The sequence below is a fragment of the Actinophytocola sp. genome, from assembly GCF_045807065.1.
Classification (GTDB): domain Bacteria; phylum Actinomycetota; class Actinomycetes; order Mycobacteriales; family Pseudonocardiaceae; genus Actinophytocola.
Genome location: NZ_JBJMIE010000061.1, coordinates 1 through 15,700, shown reverse-complemented (window position 1 = coordinate 15,700; position 15,700 = coordinate 1). Strand labels below are relative to the sequence as shown.

The following is a 15,700-nucleotide window of genomic DNA, read 5'->3' as shown; positions in this document are numbered from 1 at the left end:
GTGGGGCGGCCCCACGACCGACGATCACGTGAAGGCGTTGAGCCCGGTGAGCTTGCGGCCGATCAGGAGTTTCTGAACCTGGCTGGTGCCCTCGTAGAGGGTCATCACGCGCGCGTCGCGGAGGATCTTCGCCACCGGGTACTCGTCGAGGTAGCCGTAGCCGCCGTAGACCTGGATGGCCAGGTTCGCGGCGGCTACGGCGTTCTCGCTCGCGTGGAGCTTGGCCATGGAGGCCTCCGTGGAGAACGGCAGCCCGCGGTCGACGAGGTCGGCGACCCGCCAGACCAGGAGCCGCGCGGCGTCGGTGCCGACGGCCATGTCGGCCAGCATCTGCTGCACCAGCTGGAAACCCGCGATGGGCCTGCCGAACTGGTGGCGCTCCCCCGCGTACTTCGTGGACGCCTCGAGCGCCGCCCGCGCCAGGCCGACGCATCCCGCGGCCACGGACATGCGCCCCTTGTCGAGCGCGGCCATCGCGATCTTGAAGCCCTGGCCGAGCTGCCCGAGCACGGCGTCGTCGCCGACGCGCACGTCGTCGAGGACCAGCTCGCCGGTCGACTGGCCGCGCAGGCCGAGCTTGCCCTTGATCTCCCGGTGCGTGAACCCGTCCGCGCCGGTCGGCACGAGGAACGCGGTCACCCCGCGCGGCCCGGCCTCCCCGGTGCGGGCGAACACCAGCGCGAGGTCGGCCCAGGTGCCGTTGGTGATGAACATCTTCGACCCGGACAGGACCCACTCGTCGCCGTCGCGCACCGCCTTGGTGGCGAGGTTGCCGGCGTCGGACCCGGTGTCGGGCTCGGTGAGCCCGAAGCAGGCGAGCGACTCGCCGGCGCAGAGCCGGGTCAGCCACCGCTGCTTCTGTTCCTCCGTGCCGTAGCTGAGGATCGTCTTGCCGACGAGTCCGAGGGAGACGGAGACGATGCCGCGGATGGCGGAGTCGCCGCGGCCCAGTTCCTCCATCATCAGGCAGTAGGACAGGTGGTCGCCGCCGGAGCCGCCGTAGGACTCCGGCACCGTCATGCCGAGGAACCCGACCCCGGCGAGCTTGCCGACGATGGCCCGGTCGACCTGCTCCCTCCGGTCCCAGTCCCGCGTGTGCGGCACGACCTCCCGGTCGATGAACTCCCGCGCGAGCTCACGTAGCGCGGCCTGCTCCTCGCTGAGCGACAGATCCATGCCCAGCACCTTACGTTCACGGCGGAGGGCATGCCGCCCGGCTAGAACAGGGCGATCAGGATCAGGATCACCACTACGACGACGATGGCCGCGATCAGCGTCGAGTGGCCGGGAGACCTGCGGTAGTGGCTGCGGACCGTCGTCCTGCGGCCGAACAAGCCGTACGGAGTCCGGCGGCGGTGCTCTCTCACCCAAGGCATTGTTCGCTCCCAACGAAGTCGGTGTCGCCCACCTGGGTACCCAAATCGGGCAGGAGCAACACCTTCGGTAGCGCAGGCCGTCCAACAGCGGGGGGTTGACCTCGCTCTTTCCCGTTGTGCCGGGGTGAGCGCGGCCTCCGGGCCGGCCGGGCGGATCCCCCGTTCGGCTCTACCGTCGGGTGCACCGATCGGATGAGTGACCGACACGTCCTGTCGCGCTGACACGACGTCAAATGGTCGAGCCGTAAGCTACCCGCGGCGCCGGGGTATCGAGCCGGTGCCGTCCGACGAACCAGGGGGAGACCATCGTGCCACTACCGTCAGGAAGGCGTGTGCTCGTCGCCGTGTGCGCGGCACTGTCCGTGTCCGGGATGGTGATTCCGACAGCGGGCGCGGAACCATCCGCTAACGACTATCCGGTCGTTCGCGGTGTGGTCCGGGACAATGTGGACAACCCGCACAGCCCGGTGAGTGACGCCGAGTTCGCGGGGAACCGCGCGCGGCCCGCCGACGCCGACCAGGTGCGCGGCATCGACGTCGCGCGCTTCCAGCACACCAACGGGGACATCGACTGGACGCAGGTCGCCGGCAGCGGCGTCCGGTTCACCGGTGTGAAGGCGACCGAGGGCGACTACTACGTCAACCCGTACTTCACCGGCGACCAGAGCGGTGCGCAGGCGGCCGGGATGTACGCGTTCGCCTACCACTTCGGCACGCCCAACGACACCGACGGCAAGACGCAGGCCGACTACTTCATCGACAACGCCCGGTACGCCCCGGACGGCAAGACGCTGAGCCCGGCGCTGGACATCGAGTACAACCCGTACCTGGAGTACGCGAACCGGTGCTACGACAAGACTCCGGCGGACATGGTGACGTGGATCAACGACTTCATGACGGAGGTCAAGCGCCGCACCGGTGTGACACCCATGCTCTACACCACGCCGTCGTTCTGGAGCGAGTGCGTCGGCAACAGCACCGCGTTCGCCGCGTACCCGCTGTGGATCGCGCACCACGGCGTCGCCACGCCGACCGTGCCGAGCGGCTGGAGTAGCTGGACCTTGTGGCAGTACAGCGACACCACGACCGTGCCCGGCATCTCCGGCCAGGTGGACAGCGACTACGTCAGCGGCGGCGAGGCCACGCTGGACGCGTTGGCGACCAAGGCGGGTGGCTACACCGCGACGACCCCGGTCCGGGTGCTCGACACCCGCGACGGCAAGAGCGGTCCGCTCGGTCCCGGTGGTGTGACGACCGTCGACCTGTCCGGCCAGCTGCCTGCCACCGCGACGGCCGCGGTGCTCAACGTGACCGGGATCGCCAGCGCGGCGACGTTCGTGACCGCGTGGCCCACCGCCCGCCCGCGGCCGAACGCGTCCAACCTGAACCTGGTCGCCGGTGACGTGCGGTCGAACCTGGTGACCGTCCAGGTCGGCCCGGACCGCAAGGTGTCGCTGTACAACAACACCGGCAGCACGCACCTCCTGGCCGACCTCGCCGGGTACTACGCGACCGACGCGACCGGACTGTTCAACCCGCAGGCGCCCAAGCGGGTCCTCGACACGCGGTCCGGCTCGCCCGTCGGCGCGGGTGGCACGGTCACGGTCAACTTATCCAGCGAGGTGCCCGCGACCGCCACCGCCGTGACCATCAACCTGACCGGTGTCGGCGCGACGACCGGGACGTACGTCTCCGCGTGGCCGACCGGACAGTCCCGCCCGAACGTGTCGAGCCTGAACCTGGCTGGCGCGAACGCGACGCCGAACCTGGTGACGGTCAAGCTGGGGACGAACCGGTCGATCGACCTGTACAACAACACGGGTTCCGTGCACCTGCTCGCCGACCTGGCCGGCTACTACGGTCCCGACTCCGGCTCGAAGTTCATCGCGGTCACCCCGCAGCGCCTCCTCGACACGCGTGGCGGCGGCACCTCGTGGACCCCGGTCTCCGGTGGCGGGCAGGCGGTCGCACTGTCCATGGCGAACACGCTGCGGACCGGTGCCACGGGCGTGATCCTCAACGTCACCGGCATCGCCCCGACCGCGGACACCTTCGTGTCGGTGTACCCGAAGACCGGCGCCACGCCGACCCGCCCGGCCTCGTCGAACCTGAACCTGGTCGCGGGTCAGACGGTGCCGAACCTGGTGTCGGTGGGCGTCGGCTCGGCGGGCGACGTGTGGTTGTTCAACAACACGGGCTCGATCAACCTGCTGGCGGATCTCGCGGGTTACTTCGCGCCCTGAGCAGCCGGACCGGCGGCGACACGGGACGGCGTCCGAAAGGGCGCCGTCCCGTGTGTCGCCCGCTCGTGGCCGGCCGCCGTACTGGCAGGATCACGGCATGGAACGCGTGCTCGGCATCGGTGGGTACTTCATCCGCGCTTCGGACCCGGCGGCCCTGGGCGCCTGGTACCGGGACTGCCTCGGCCTCGACGCCGACGAGAACGGCCTGTGGCGCCAGGAGGCGGGCCCGACCGTCTTCGCGCCGTTCGAGGCCGGAACCGACTACTTCGGGTCCCGTTCGCAGCAGACCATGCTCAACCTCCGGGTCCGCGACCTCGACGCCATGCTCACACAGCTGCGTGACAAGGGCGCCGACGTGACCGACGAGGTTCAGGACATGGCGGGCGTCGGCCGCTTCGGCTGGGTCACCGACCCCGAGGGCAACCGCATCGAGCTGTGGCAGCCCGCCTAACGGTGACCAGGTCCGATCGCTTCGGATGTTACTGTCATCCGGGTGATGGTGGCATCGGATGGAGCCGCTTTGGTGCGATTGTCACGGGCTGAGCAGCAGGAACGCAACCGGGCCGCCGTGCTCGCCGCGGCGCGGGACGAGTTCGCCGAGCGCGGGTACGCCGAGGCCAAAGTGGACCGGATCGCGGAGCGCGCCGAGTTGACGCGTGGCGCCGTGTACTCGAACTTCCCCAGCAAGCGCGCGCTCTACCTGGCGGTTCTGCTCGACTCGCTCACCCCGCCCCCGGCGGCCGGCCACGCGTCCGATGTGGCCGACGCGCTCGGCGCCTTCGCCGGCAACTGGCTCGAACGGCTGCCGCTGACCGGCGACACACCCGCGGGCGGCCACCTGCGGGCGCGGTCGCTGACCGGCGTGCTCGACGACGAGCCCGGCCGCACCGCGCTCGCCCAGGTCGCGAGGCTGGAGGCGGTTCTGCTCGGCCGCGCGCTGGAGTCGTGCCGGCCGGTCGCGCGGCGCCGGGTCCGGCTGGCCGAGCTGGTGCTCACGCTGCTCAACGGCGCCGGGCACCTGGCGGAGACCGCCCCGGGCTTCGGCGACCCCTTCGACGTGATCCGCGCGTGCCAGCACCTCGCGGACCTCGACCTCGCCGACACGTGGGATCCGCCGCACCTCCCGTTCGTCCAGCCGGCGCAGGCGGTCCGGGAGGAGTGGACGCCGGCGGGCGAGCTGCCGGACCTGCTCACCGGCCAGGCCACCGGCTTCGGCGGCGACGGGGTGATCGCGGTGCTCGGCACCGGGCGGCTGGGTGCGGCGGAGGAGGCCGTGCGTGCCGCCGAGCAGGTCACCGTCGTCGTGGTGACGAGTGACCACGCGGAGCTGGGGCGGCTCGTGCGGTTGCGCCTCCGGGATCTCGCGGGCTGCCTGCTGCCGGTGTTCGGGGCGCCGGGGTGCCGGGTCGTGCTCGACGACGGCGCGGTCGCCGCCGCCGCCGGGGTCCGGGACGCGGACGACACGGAGGCGGCGTTCCGGGTCCAGCGCGGGGAGATCGTCGCGCGGGCGGCCGGGCGCGGCGCGGCGCACGCGGTGGGTGTCTCGGCGAGGTCCGACCGGTGAGCATGCCTTGTGCCGTCCCGGTTTCGCGCTGACGCCGGCCTGTCGGGGTCGTGCCGCGCGTGCTCCCGGGGCTACGGTCCGCGGCATGGCTGACTTCACCCACCGGGACCTCGCCGGCTCCCGGTTCGTGTCCGTCGATCTGACCGGTGCGCGGTTCCGTGCGGTCGAGCTGCGGGACGTCGTGATGCACGGGGTCTCGCTGAGCGGCGCGGAGATACACGGTGACATCGACGGCCTGGTGATCAACGGGGTCGAGGTCGAGCCGCTGGTGGAGGCGGAGCTGAACCGGCGATACCCGGACCGGGCCAAGATGCGGCCGGCGGACGCCGCCGGGTTCCGCGAGGCGTGGTCGGTCGTGGAGCGGCTGTGGGCGCAGACCGTCGCCCGGGCACGCCGGGTGCCGCCGGAGGCGCTGCACGAGTCGGTCGGCGGCGAGTGGTCGTTCATCGAGACCCTGCGGCATCTGGTGTTCGCGACCGACGCGTGGGTCAGGCGGGCGGTCCTCGGCGATCCGGCGCCGTGGCACGCGCTGGGCCTGCCGTGGGACGAGATGCCCGACACGCCGGGCGTGCCCCGTGACCGGGAGGCACGCCCGTCCCTCGACGAGGTACTCGCGTTGCGCCGCGACCGGATGGCGTCGGTACGCGCGGTGGTCGACGGCCTGACCGACGCGTCGCTCGACCGCGAGACCGAGGTGGTCGAGGGCGCGGGCTGGCCGCCACCGGTCAGCTTCCCGGTGCGTGAATGCCTGCTGACCGTCCTCAACGAGGAGTGGCAGCACCGCCTGTACGCGGAGCGGGACCTGGCGGCCCTGTCAGACCAGGTCGGCTAGCTGGTCCAGCACCTCGACGAAGGCGCGGCGCCTGGCGGCGGGCACCGAGGCGAGGAAGTCGGCCTCCATGGCGCGGATGGCGGTGCGGCACGCGGTGAGCACCGCGCGGCCCTCGTCGGTCAGGGCGATCACGCGGTTGCGGCGGTCGGCCGGGTCGGGGGTGCGGGTGACGAGGCCACGCGACTCGAGGCGGTCGAGGATCGGGATCAGGCGGGTCTTGTCCCGGTGCACGGCGGCGGCCAGTTCCGACTGGGTCGGGGCCGCGGCGTCCCGCAGCGCGCTCAGCACGGCGTAGTCCCACATCTCGATGTCGTGCGCGCGCAGGATCGGTGTCTCCGCCTCGATCATCGCCCTGGTCAGGCGGGCGAACGACGCTCCGAGGTCGTGGCGCTGGCCCTTCATGCGCTCGAACGATACCGGTTGACCAATCGTCTACCATGGTAGATAGTTTGCAGATGCAGAACATCAGAGAGCTACACCGCCGCGCCGTCGAGGCCATCCGGCCGGTCCTCACGCGGGTCCGGCCGGCCGACCTGGACCGGCCGACCCCGTGCGCCGGCTGGGACCTGCGGACGCTGCTCGCGCACATGACCGGCCAGGACCGCGGGTTCGCCGCCGCGGCACTGGCCGACGTGTCCGCCGAGGCGTTCGCGCCCGCGGACCCCGAGACCTGGGCGGCCGGCGCGGCGGTGGTGGTCGCCGCGTTCGCCGCCGCCGATCCCGCGCGGTCGGTGCTGCTGCCGGAGTTCGGCGACCGGCGGTTCCCGCTCGACACCGTGATCGGCTTCCACCTGCTCGACACGCTGGTCCACGGCTGGGACGTCGCCGCGACCCTCGGCACACCAACCGACTACGACGACGAGCTACTCACCGCGGTGCGGCAGCAGGCCGAGCGGGTGCCGGGCGGCGCCGCCCGCACGGCCCCGGGCGCGGCGTTCGCCCCCGCCCTGCCCACGGCGGCCGACGGCTGGGCCGGCACCCTGGCACTGCTCGGCCGCGACCCGAACTGGCACTGAGCCGAGCCGACGGGCACCCCAGCTCGACCCCGGGCCGGGCGGGACCCGACAGCGGAGCTGCCGGCGGACTGCACGAAGATCAGCGGGCGTGAACCGGTGCACACGAAGGCGCCGGCACTCGATTGGCTCGAACCCGACCGGCGCGTGCCGCTCGACGGCGACCGGCCCCGGCCGTGCCGGAGAGCCGGGACCGGCGGGCCAACGGTTGTCAGCGCACTCCAGCGCCGTGGGCGGCGACCCAGCGTTGCATCGAGTACTCCACCATCGTGATCAGCGTGTTCTTCACCGACTCGCGGTCGCGGGCGTCGCACGGGACGATCGGGACCGTGTCGGGGACGGCCAGTGCCTCGCGGACCTCGTCGATGGCGTGGGTCTGCTTGCCGTCGAAGCAGTTCAGGCCCACGACGTAGGGCAGCTTCCGGTCCTCGAAGAAGTCGATGGGGGCGAAGGAGTCCGCGAGGCGCCGGGTGTCGGTCAGCACGACCGCGCCGATGGCGCCACGCACGAGGTCGTCCCACATGAACCAGAAGCGTTCCTGGCCCGGCGTGCCGAACAGGTACAGGACCAGGTCGCGGTCCAGCGACACGCGGCCGAAGTCCATCGCGACCGTGGTGGTCCGCTTGCTGGGTATCCCGTCCAGGTTGTCGACACCCACGCTGGCCTCGGTCATCACCGCCTCCGTGGTCAGTGGCATGATCTCCGAGACCGAACCGACGAACGTCGTCTTACCGGCGCCGAAGCCACCGCCGACGACGATCTTCACCGACGTCATGGATGGCCCGGAGGCGCTGCCCGCGTCAAAGCCGACGGAGTCCACTCAAAACCCTTTCCATCAACATGAGATGTGCCTTGTTGCCGCCACCGGTGGCCGTCTTGTGCACGATGACCAGGCCCAGGTTGGCCATGTCGCCCAGCAGCACCTTGGCCACGCCCAGGGGCACCGCCAGCAGGGTGGCCACCTCGGCGACCGACCTCGGCTCGGCGCACAGCTCCGCGATGGAGCGGTGCTCGGTCTGCGTCAGGGCCTCGATGTTCTCGCCGTGCTCGCTGGTGGACACCATCGTCTCGATCTGGAAGTCCACGGTGGACTTCGTGCGCCCGCCGGTCCACGCGTACGGGCGCACCATCGAAGCGTCACTGCCGATGTCCTCCTCCGTCACCGGCGTGGCCGCCGGGACGACGACCGGCGCGGACGACGGGATCGTCCACGACCAGCTGGCCGGCGCGACGGCCTCGGGCTCCTCGACGGGAGTCGAGTTCGGTTCCTTGTGCCGCTTGCGCTTCCCGCCCCCCAGCGCCAGTCCGTTGAGGACCTCGGCGAAACCGTCCTCGCCTGTCACGCCGGCAGCCCAACCATCCTCCCGCCGGCGCCCTGCAGCTGTGCCCGCAGCTCCGGCGTGAGGATCTGTCCGACCCGGTCCACCAGCAGCGTCATCTCGTACGCGACCTGACCGATGTCGCACAGCGGCGAGGCCAGCACGGCGAGCGAGGACCCGTCGCTGACGGCCATCAGCAGCATGATGCCGCCGTCCATCTCCACGATGGTCTCCTTGACCCCGCCGGCCTCGAAGCACCGGGCCGCGCCGTGGGTCAGGCTGACGAGCCCGGAGGCCACCGCGGCCAGCTGGTCCGCGCGGTCGATCGGCAACCGGGCGGACGCGGTGAGCAGCAGCCCGTCCGCGGACACGACGACGGCGTGTGCCACGCCGGGAACGCGCTCGGCGAAGTCGTTGACCAACCATCCGAACTGGTGTGGTTGGGTCTGCGGCGAAGTCATTCGATCTCCTGTTGACTTGTACGATCCTGTGCACCGCGGTCGGCCAGATTCCTCCGGCCGCGCGAAAGTCCTTTTTGGAGGTTTCCGAGGCGGCCGCGCGTCTCCTCGGCCCGGTGGGGGCGCGGGGCGCCGGTGCCGGCCCCGTTGCCGTGACCGGAGTGGGAGACGCTGCCCGGCACGAGGTTCTGCCGAGGGCTGCGCCGGGGCAGCCCGCCGGCCGTGAAGTCCGTCGGGGCCGACGAGGAGACCTGGCCCGCGGCCCGCCAGCCGATGTCGGCGGCGAACCGCCAGCCACCGGGCAGGCCGTACGACGCGGGGTCCGGCACGGAGGGGGCGGGCAGTGGCGGTCGGGACGGGATCACCGGCGCGGCGCGGGAGGGTGAAGGGGGTTCGACGCCGTACCGGTGATCCCGTGCCCTGCGGACGCCGTGCCGGTAGTCGCTCAACCGGTTCCGTACGACGTCCGCGTCGCGCCCGTGCCGAGACTGCCCGGGGTCAGCGTCCGGAGTGGCGCTCCCGGGGACCAGATGTTGTCTCGGACTGCGGCGCGGCAGCCCACCCGAGGTGAAATCGGACGGCTCGGTCTTCAACACGGCACGGGCGGTGTCGAAGCCGGAGTCGGCGGCGAAGTTCCACGGGTCGCCACCGCTGTGCGGATCGTCCTGACTCGGGGGGTGATGCATGGTGTTGGTCTCGGCAGCTGGATCGCTGACCGCGCGGAACCAGGCCGACACCATCTCGTCGAAGATCGGCGTGGTCTCCTCCACGACGGACCTGTCGATCCACCAGCCGGTGTTCGCACTCGCCTCGCGCGCCGGGGTGAACAGGCCCCGCGCCTCGGCGCCACGCGGGCCGGGCATGCGCTCGCCCGGTTCCCGGCGTGGCAGCTGGGGGTCGCCGCCGCGCGCCGGGATGGGCGGTGCGGGCGGTACCGGCGGCATCGGCGGCACCGGTGGTGCGGGCGGGTCCGGCCGCTGGTGGCGCGGCAGCGGTGCGGGGGTCAGCCCGCTCTTGATGACGCCGTTGGCGCGGCGGCTCGCGTGCTGGCCCGTGTCGCCGAGGTGCACGCCGTTCATCTGGCCGCTCAACGAGAACGGCGCGAGCCTGCTCGTCCCGTTCGGCGCCCGCCTCGGCCGCTCGGGTTCGACCGGCGGCGCGCCCTGGATGACCACCTCGGCGGGCACGGTCACGGTCGCGCGCACGCCCCGCTGGTCCTGGCCGGCGTTCAGGCGGACCTCGATGCCGTGCCGGCCGGCCAGCCGGCCGACGACGAACAGCCCCATCCGCCGCGAGGTCGACACGTCGACCAGGCCGGCGTCGGCCAGCTTGTCGTTGGCCTCGTCCAGCTCGTCCTGGCTCATCCCGATGCCCTCGTCGTGCACCGCGATGCACAGCGAGCCGTCCTCGAACACGTGGCTCGCGATCGTCACCTGGGTCTCCGGCGCGGAGAACGCGGTGGCGTTGTCGAGCAGCTCGGCCACCAGGCGCACGAGGTCGCCGACCGCGTAGCCGACCACCTCGACCGGGGGCGGCGGGAGCAGCGTGATCCGCTGGTACTGCTCGATCTCCGACACCGACGCGCGCAGCAGGTCGGCGAGGGTCGTCGGCCGCTGCGAGCGCCTGCCGACCTCGCCGCCGGAGAGCACCATGAGGTTCTCGTTGTTGCGGCGCATCCGGGTCGCCAGGTGGTCCAGCTGGAACAGCGTGGCGAGCTGCTCGGGGTCCTCCTCGTCGCGCTCGAGCCGTTCGAGCAGCTGCAGCTGGCGCTGCACGAGGCCCTGGCTGCGGCGCGAGAGGTTGACGAACACGCCGGAGAACCTGGCGCGCAGGCCGGCCTGCTCGGTGGCGAGCTTGAGCGCCTGCCGCTGCACGGCGTCGAACGCGCGGGCCACCTGGCCGACCTCGTCCATCGAGGTCACGGGCACGGGCGGCAGCTCGATGTCGGCGGCCTGCGCGCCGCCGTCGCGGATGCGGGCGACCGCGTCGGGCAGCGCCTTCTCCGCGACGTCGAGCGCGCCCCTGCGCAGCCGCGCGAGGGAGGTGAGCAGGTGGCGGCCGACGACGAACATGACCGCGAGCGCGACCACGAGCGCCACCAGCAGGATCACCGCGGCGAGGCCCGCGCCGTCGCTCGCCTCGTCCTGCAGCGCGGCGGAACCGTCGTGCAGGTCCCTGGCGAGCACGCGGGCGACCTCGCCGATGCGGTTGATCGTGAGGGCCGAGCCGTCCTGCCACTCCTGTGAGGTGGTGGGGACCGGCATCCCGGCGGGTTGCGCGATGGCGGCAGCCACGATGTTGTTGCGGCCCGCGATGCCGGTGCCGGAGACCTTGTCCTCGTAGAGCCGGCCGCGGCCGGCGCCGGCGACGGCGTCGTAGTCTGCGAGCCGGTCCGCCTGCCGGTTGACGGACTTGTCGAGCGACTCGACCTCGGGGCCGGTGAGGTCGCCGCGCACGATGCCGACCGCGACCACCGCCTGCTGGTAGGAGACCTCCTCCTTGATCTCCTCGAGGTCGTAGAGCGCGGACGCGGTCGAGGCGAGCGTCGGGTCGAGGGCCTCGGACGACATCGTCCGGTCGAACCGCAGCAGCGCGCGGATGACCGCCGAGTACCGGGTGACCGCGTTGGCCGCGTCGAAGCCGGTCTCGGTGATCTGCTCGCGGATGTTGGCCAGCTCCCCCAGCCAGGTCCGCACGTCCGCGTAGCGCGCGGCGCCCGCCTCGTGGTCGAGCGTGACCCGGCCGGTGGCGCGGAGGAACTCCGCCCGCGCGTGGTCGGTGGCGCGTTGCTCGGTCGCGAGGGTGCTGGTGACGTCACCGACGCGGAGGGCGAGCAGCACACCGGCGTCGCCGCGTTCCTCCTGCAGCGCGGCGACCAGTTCCCGCAGCGTCTCGTTGACCACCACCAGCCGGTCCACCCGCCGGTACGCGGCGGCCTTGTCCACCTGGTCGGAGATCTGCATGGTGCCGAGCACCATCGCGAAGACGACCGGCACGAGCGTGACCGCGGCGAGCTTGACCGGGATGTTCCAGTCCCGCCAGTTCGCGAGCACAGCCCACAACGCCGACCACCGGGACGTGGGTTCCGCAGCTTTCAAGGCAGCGCCTCATTTCGAGTAATGAGGAGACGACATTTGCAGTCGAGCGCCGCGCGGGTGCCGCCACGGCGAGAACTGAGCGTTGATCGTACCGCAGCCCAACGGGCCCGAAATCATTCCAAAGTGAACCCCGTGACCTGCGAAAACGGACTTCAAATCGATCAAATTAGGCCACCCTCACCACGGTGCCGTCATATTTTGATCATGCCGGTTCTACTGTCAGTCTGGATTGGACGGACTTGATGCCCCGAACGGGTAACACTCCACCAACGCGTGTCGACGGTCGGCGGGCAGTCACGTGACGAGCCGGCAATACCTATCTCTGCCAGCGATTTCTGGGATCTTCGACCAGCGAAGGCGAACACTCTGCGTCACATCGATCCTGCCGCGTGCAACTCTCACAACGCAAAGTCACTTCAGGTTTCACCGAGAGGTGTGAATGACTTGAGTTCCCTTGCCCGGGTAGTGTCTACTTCGGCCTGGCGACTGCCGCCGAATTAATCCAGCCCCCCTACCTAATTCCCGGCCGCGCGCGTGTACGGTTTCCCGCGGTCGTCTTCCGCGGAGGAAAGATATGCCCCAGGTGGTTCACACCCCGATAACCGCGCGTGCGCCCGGACAGGCGGGCGCGGCGTTCGGTGGAATCGCCAGCGAGCCGGCCGCCTCCCCACCCGGGCCGGGTGAGCCGGACTTCGAGGCCATCCACGACAGCCCCGAGTTCGCGGCGCTGCGGCGGCGCCACCGGCGGTTCGTCTTTCCCATGGCCACGGTGTTCATCCTCTGGTACCTGACCTACGTGCTGCTCGCCGCGTACGCGCGGGGCTTCATGAGCCAGCGCCTGTTCGGGCTCGTCACCGTGGGGCTGGCGCTCGGGCTGCTCCAGTTCGTCTCGACCGTCGCGATCACCCTCGCGTACGTGCGCTACGCCCGGCGGCATCTCGACCCGCGGGTCGCGGCGCTGCGCGCGGTGGCGGGAGTCGACGCGAAATGACCACGAACCACGCGGAGTCGGGCGGCCAGGTCGGCAGCCCGCTGCTCAACCTGGCGGTGTTCGGCGGCTTCGTCGCGATCACCCTGTACGTGGTGTACCGGGTGAGCAGCCGCAACGCCTCCACCGCCGACTACTACGCGGCCGGCAGCGCGTTCACCGGTCGCAAGAACGGCATCGCGATCACCGGTGACTACCTGTCGGCCGCGTCGTTCCTCGGCATCGCCGGCGCGATCGCGGTGCACGGCTACGACGGCTTCCTGTACTCGATCGGGTTCCTCGTCGCGTGGCTGGTGGCGCTGCTGCTGGTGGCCGAGGGCGTGCGCAACACGGGCCGGTTCACCATGGGCGACGTGCTGGCGTACCGGATGCGCCAGCGCCCGGTGCGTGCCGCGGCCGCCACGTCGACGCTCGTGATCTCGTTCTTCTACATGGTGGCGCAGATGGCCGGCGCCGGCGGGCTCGTCGCGCTGCTGCTGAACGTGCACGGCAAGGGCGGGCAGGCGCTGGTGATCTGCGTCGTCGGGCTCGTGATGATCTTCTACGTGCTCGTCGGCGGCATGCGGGGCACCACCTGGGTGCAGGTGATCAAGGCGACGCTACTCGTGATGACCGCCGTGCTGATGACCGTGTTCCTGCTCGGCAAGTTCGGGTTCAGCATGTCGGCGCTGCTGGAGGAGGCCGCGGCGCACAACGCCGACGGGCAGAAGGTGCTCGAGCCGGGCGCCCAGTACGGCCACGCCCAGCTGGACTTCATCTCGCTGTCGCTGGCGCTGGTGTTCGGCGCCGCGGGCCTGCCGCACGTGCTGATGCGGTTCTACACGGTGCCCAACGCCGGGCAGGCGCGCCGGTCGGTGGTGTGGGCGATCGGGTGCATGGCCGTGTTCTACCTGGCCACCCTGGTGATCGGCTACGGCGCGTCGGCGCTGGTCGGGTCGGACCGGATCCTCTCGTCGACCGGCAAGGAGAACTCGGCCGCGCCGCTGCTGGCGTTCGAGATCGGCGGCACGCTGCTGCTGGGCATCGTGGCCGCGGTCGCGTTCGCGACGATCATCGCCGTGGTGGCGGGCCTCACCCTGACCGCGTCGGCCTCGTTCGCCCACGACGTGTATGCCAACATCTTCCGCGGCGGCAAGGCCGAGCCCGCGGCCGAGGTCCGGGTCGCGCGGCTGACGGCCGTGGTGGTCGGCCTGCTGGCGATGATCGGCGGCGTGCTCCTGATCGGCCAGAACGTCGCGTTCCTGGTGGCGCTGGCGTTCGCGTTCGCCGCGTCGGCCAACCTGTCGACGCTGCTGTTCTCGCTGTTCTGGAGACGGTTCAACACCACCGGGACGCTGTGGGGCATGTACGGCGGGCTGAGCTCGTGCCTGCTGCTGGTGTTCTTCTCCCCGGTGGTGTCCGGCGCGCCGACGTCGATCTTCCCCGAGGCCGACTTCCATGTGTTTCCGCTCACTAACCCGGGCATCGTGTCGATCCCGCTCTCGTTCCTGTTCGCCTACCTCGGCACCGTGCTCAGCAAAGAGCAGGTCGACGAGGCGAAGCAGAAGGAGATGGCCGTCCGCGCGCTGACCGGCATCCACCGCTGAGACCGCCCGCGCACTGACGCCGCGGCCCGGGTGGGGTAGAAACGTGGTGTGCGTGACCCCCTCGCGGGCCTGGCCGATGTGCCGTGGCGGCAGTTGCATCATGCTCATGGCGTGGCGGCGGACGTGCCGGACCGGCTGCGGATGCTGCGCTCCCCCAACGCCTCGACGCGCGAGGGCGCGTTGTCGTGGCTGTCCGGCGCGGTGTACCACCAGGGTTCGCGCTGGCCGGTGAGCGCCGCGGTGGTGCCGTTCCTGGTGGCGCTCGTGGACGATCCGGACACACCCGACCGTGAGCCGGTGCTGAGCCTGCTGCGCGCGATCGTCATCGGGGACGCACCGCTGCCGTTCACCCCGGACTTCGCCGCGGGCGACGAACTGTCCACCGACGACCTCGCCGAGGTGACGAGGCTGCTGTTCGCGTCGGAGAACCCGTACGACGAGGCCCCGGCGGAGTACTTCGAGGCGGCGGCCGTGCGCTGGGCGGCGGACGCCTACCGCGCCGGGCAGGCCCACGTGTCGTCGTACGCGGGCTGGCTGGCGGATCCGGTGGTGGCGGCCCAGTCGGCGGAACTGCTGGCCTACTTCCCCGCGGACGAGGCTGTTGTGGACGCGCTCATCGCCTCGGTGGCCCCGGCGAGCGCGAACCTCACGCTCGGGTACCTGTCCGGTTTCCCGTTGGTGGACAAGCACCTGGCGGCGCAGCTGGACGCCGGGCCGCTGGACGTCCGCATGACGGCGGCGGTCGCACTGGCGTTCCGGTTGGGCGCCGACCTGCCGGGTGCGGCGTTGGACCTGCTGGTGGACCAGAAGCCGCCACCCGCACCGGCCGGCTGGGACCGGTCGATGCGCGGGTTCGTCGCGCTGGCACTGCGCCGCGTCGGTCTCTGACGGCGCTGTCCCTTTCGTACCGGTCGAGACGGAAGCGGGCTCTCGGACCTGACTCGGCTCAGGCCGGTGCCGCCAGGCGCCTACCGCCGTCGGACGGCGTAGGTCAGGTGCGTCACCCTCGGGGAGGGCTCCGCGCGGACCTGCTCCAGGGCCACGCGGCCCGCGTCCACGCCCTCGAACAGGCGGACTCCGGAGCCGAACAGCACGGGCGACAGCGCGACCGAGAACTCGTCGACCAGGCCGGCGTTCACGTACTCCAGGATGGTCGCGCCGCCGCCCGCGATGCGGACGTCGCGGTCGCCGGCTGCCTCGCGGGCCTGGTCGAGCGCGGACTC

Annotated in this window: 16 protein-coding genes; 8 read left to right on the top strand and 8 right to left on the bottom strand. The window is 71.4% G+C overall.

Going from position 1 to position 15,700, the window contains the following annotated elements:
* Window positions 1-24: 24 nt before the first annotated feature.
* Both ACJ73U_RS03470 and ACJ73U_RS03465 read right to left on the bottom strand, forming a co-directional pair.
* Entirely contained in the window at window positions 25-1,176 is a 1,152-nt protein-coding gene (locus tag ACJ73U_RS03470; protein ID WP_407776034.1) for an acyl-CoA dehydrogenase family protein, read from the bottom strand.
* A 41-nt stretch (window positions 1,177-1,217) separates the two neighbouring features.
* Entirely contained in the window at window positions 1,218-1,376 is a 159-nt protein-coding gene (locus ACJ73U_RS03465; RefSeq protein WP_407776033.1) for a hypothetical protein, read from the bottom strand.
* A 332-nt stretch (window positions 1,377-1,708) separates the two neighbouring features.
* Between ACJ73U_RS03465 and ACJ73U_RS03460 the strand changes: the two genes are divergently transcribed.
* The 4 genes from ACJ73U_RS03460 (at window position 1,709) to ACJ73U_RS03445 (ending at window position 6,015) form a co-directional block, all read left to right on the top strand.
* On the top strand, window positions 1,709-3,619 hold the full coding sequence (locus ACJ73U_RS03460) for a GH25 family lysozyme (RefSeq protein ID WP_407776032.1): 1,911 nt from the start codon (window positions 1,709-1,711) through the stop codon (window positions 3,617-3,619).
* A gap of 97 nt (window positions 3,620-3,716) precedes the next feature.
* On the top strand, window positions 3,717-4,070 hold the full coding sequence (locus ACJ73U_RS03455) for a VOC family protein (protein WP_407776031.1): 354 nt from the start codon (window positions 3,717-3,719) through the stop codon (window positions 4,068-4,070).
* A gap of 72 nt (window positions 4,071-4,142) precedes the next feature.
* Window positions 4,143-5,183 (top strand): TetR/AcrR family transcriptional regulator, encoded by a 1,041-nt coding sequence (locus ACJ73U_RS03450; protein ID WP_407776030.1) that lies wholly within the window; start codon window positions 4,143-4,145, stop codon window positions 5,181-5,183.
* An 85-nt stretch (window positions 5,184-5,268) separates the two neighbouring features.
* Complete coding sequence (locus ACJ73U_RS03445) at window positions 5,269-6,015, top strand: DinB family protein (RefSeq protein ID WP_407776029.1); 747 nt, start codon at window positions 5,269-5,271, stop codon at window positions 6,013-6,015.
* Here the strand turns inward: ACJ73U_RS03445 and ACJ73U_RS03440 are convergent.
* A complete protein-coding gene (locus ACJ73U_RS03440; protein WP_407776028.1) occupies window positions 5,998-6,417 on the bottom strand; it encodes a MarR family winged helix-turn-helix transcriptional regulator in 420 nt (139 codons plus the stop codon). The genes ACJ73U_RS03445 and ACJ73U_RS03440 overlap by 18 nt on opposite strands.
* 53 nt (window positions 6,418-6,470) lie before the next feature.
* On the opposite strand from ACJ73U_RS03440, the gene ACJ73U_RS03435 reads away from it, so the two are divergent.
* Entirely contained in the window at window positions 6,471-7,031 is a 561-nt protein-coding gene (locus tag ACJ73U_RS03435; RefSeq protein ID WP_407776027.1) for a TIGR03086 family metal-binding protein, read from the top strand.
* Window positions 7,032-7,239: 208 nt separating this feature from the next.
* Here ACJ73U_RS03435 and ACJ73U_RS03430 read toward each other — a convergent pair whose 3' ends face one another.
* The 4 genes from ACJ73U_RS03430 to ACJ73U_RS03415 are packed head-to-tail and all read right to left on the bottom strand — an operon-like array spanning window position 7,240 to window position 11,903.
* Entirely contained in the window at window positions 7,240-7,803 is a 564-nt protein-coding gene (locus ACJ73U_RS03430; RefSeq protein ID WP_407776026.1) for a GTP-binding protein, read from the bottom strand.
* A gap of 25 nt (window positions 7,804-7,828) precedes the next feature.
* Window positions 7,829-8,371: a DUF742 domain-containing protein gene (locus ACJ73U_RS03425; RefSeq protein WP_407776025.1), complete on the bottom strand. Its 543-nt coding sequence runs from the start codon at window positions 8,369-8,371 to the stop codon at window positions 7,829-7,831.
* A complete protein-coding gene (locus ACJ73U_RS03420) occupies window positions 8,368-8,808 on the bottom strand; it encodes a roadblock/LC7 domain-containing protein (protein ID WP_407776024.1) in 441 nt (146 codons plus the stop codon). Before ACJ73U_RS03420 ends, ACJ73U_RS03425 begins: the two co-directional genes overlap by 4 nt.
* Window positions 8,805-11,903, bottom strand: a complete 3,099-nt coding sequence (locus ACJ73U_RS03415; protein WP_407776023.1) for a nitrate- and nitrite sensing domain-containing protein — start codon at window positions 11,901-11,903, stop codon at window positions 8,805-8,807. The genes ACJ73U_RS03420 and ACJ73U_RS03415 overlap by 4 nt, the downstream gene beginning before the upstream one ends.
* Before the next feature lie 574 nt (window positions 11,904-12,477).
* On the opposite strand from ACJ73U_RS03415, the gene ACJ73U_RS03410 reads away from it, so the two are divergent.
* Genes ACJ73U_RS03410 through ACJ73U_RS03400 form a run of 3 tightly spaced genes read left to right on the top strand, consistent with a single transcriptional unit; the run spans window position 12,478 to window position 15,365 of the window.
* Window positions 12,478-12,894: a DUF485 domain-containing protein gene (locus ACJ73U_RS03410; RefSeq protein WP_407776022.1), complete on the top strand. Its 417-nt coding sequence runs from the start codon at window positions 12,478-12,480 to the stop codon at window positions 12,892-12,894.
* Window positions 12,891-14,477 carry a cation acetate symporter gene (locus tag ACJ73U_RS03405; protein ID WP_407776021.1) on the top strand — a complete coding sequence of 529 codons (1,587 nt, stop codon included), beginning with the start codon at window positions 12,891-12,893 and terminating at the stop codon, window positions 14,475-14,477. The genes ACJ73U_RS03410 and ACJ73U_RS03405 overlap by 4 nt, the downstream gene beginning before the upstream one ends.
* A 48-nt stretch (window positions 14,478-14,525) precedes the next feature.
* The gene (locus ACJ73U_RS03400) at window positions 14,526-15,365 is read left to right on the top strand and encodes a hypothetical protein (RefSeq protein WP_407776020.1); all 840 of its coding nucleotides are present in this window, start codon (window positions 14,526-14,528) and stop codon (window positions 15,363-15,365) included.
* Window positions 15,366-15,445: 80 nt separating this feature from the next.
* Here the strand turns inward: ACJ73U_RS03400 and ACJ73U_RS03395 are convergent.
* Window positions 15,446-15,700 (bottom strand): dihydrofolate reductase family protein (locus tag ACJ73U_RS03395; protein ID WP_407776019.1); only part of this gene is annotated, 255 nt, incomplete at its 5' end.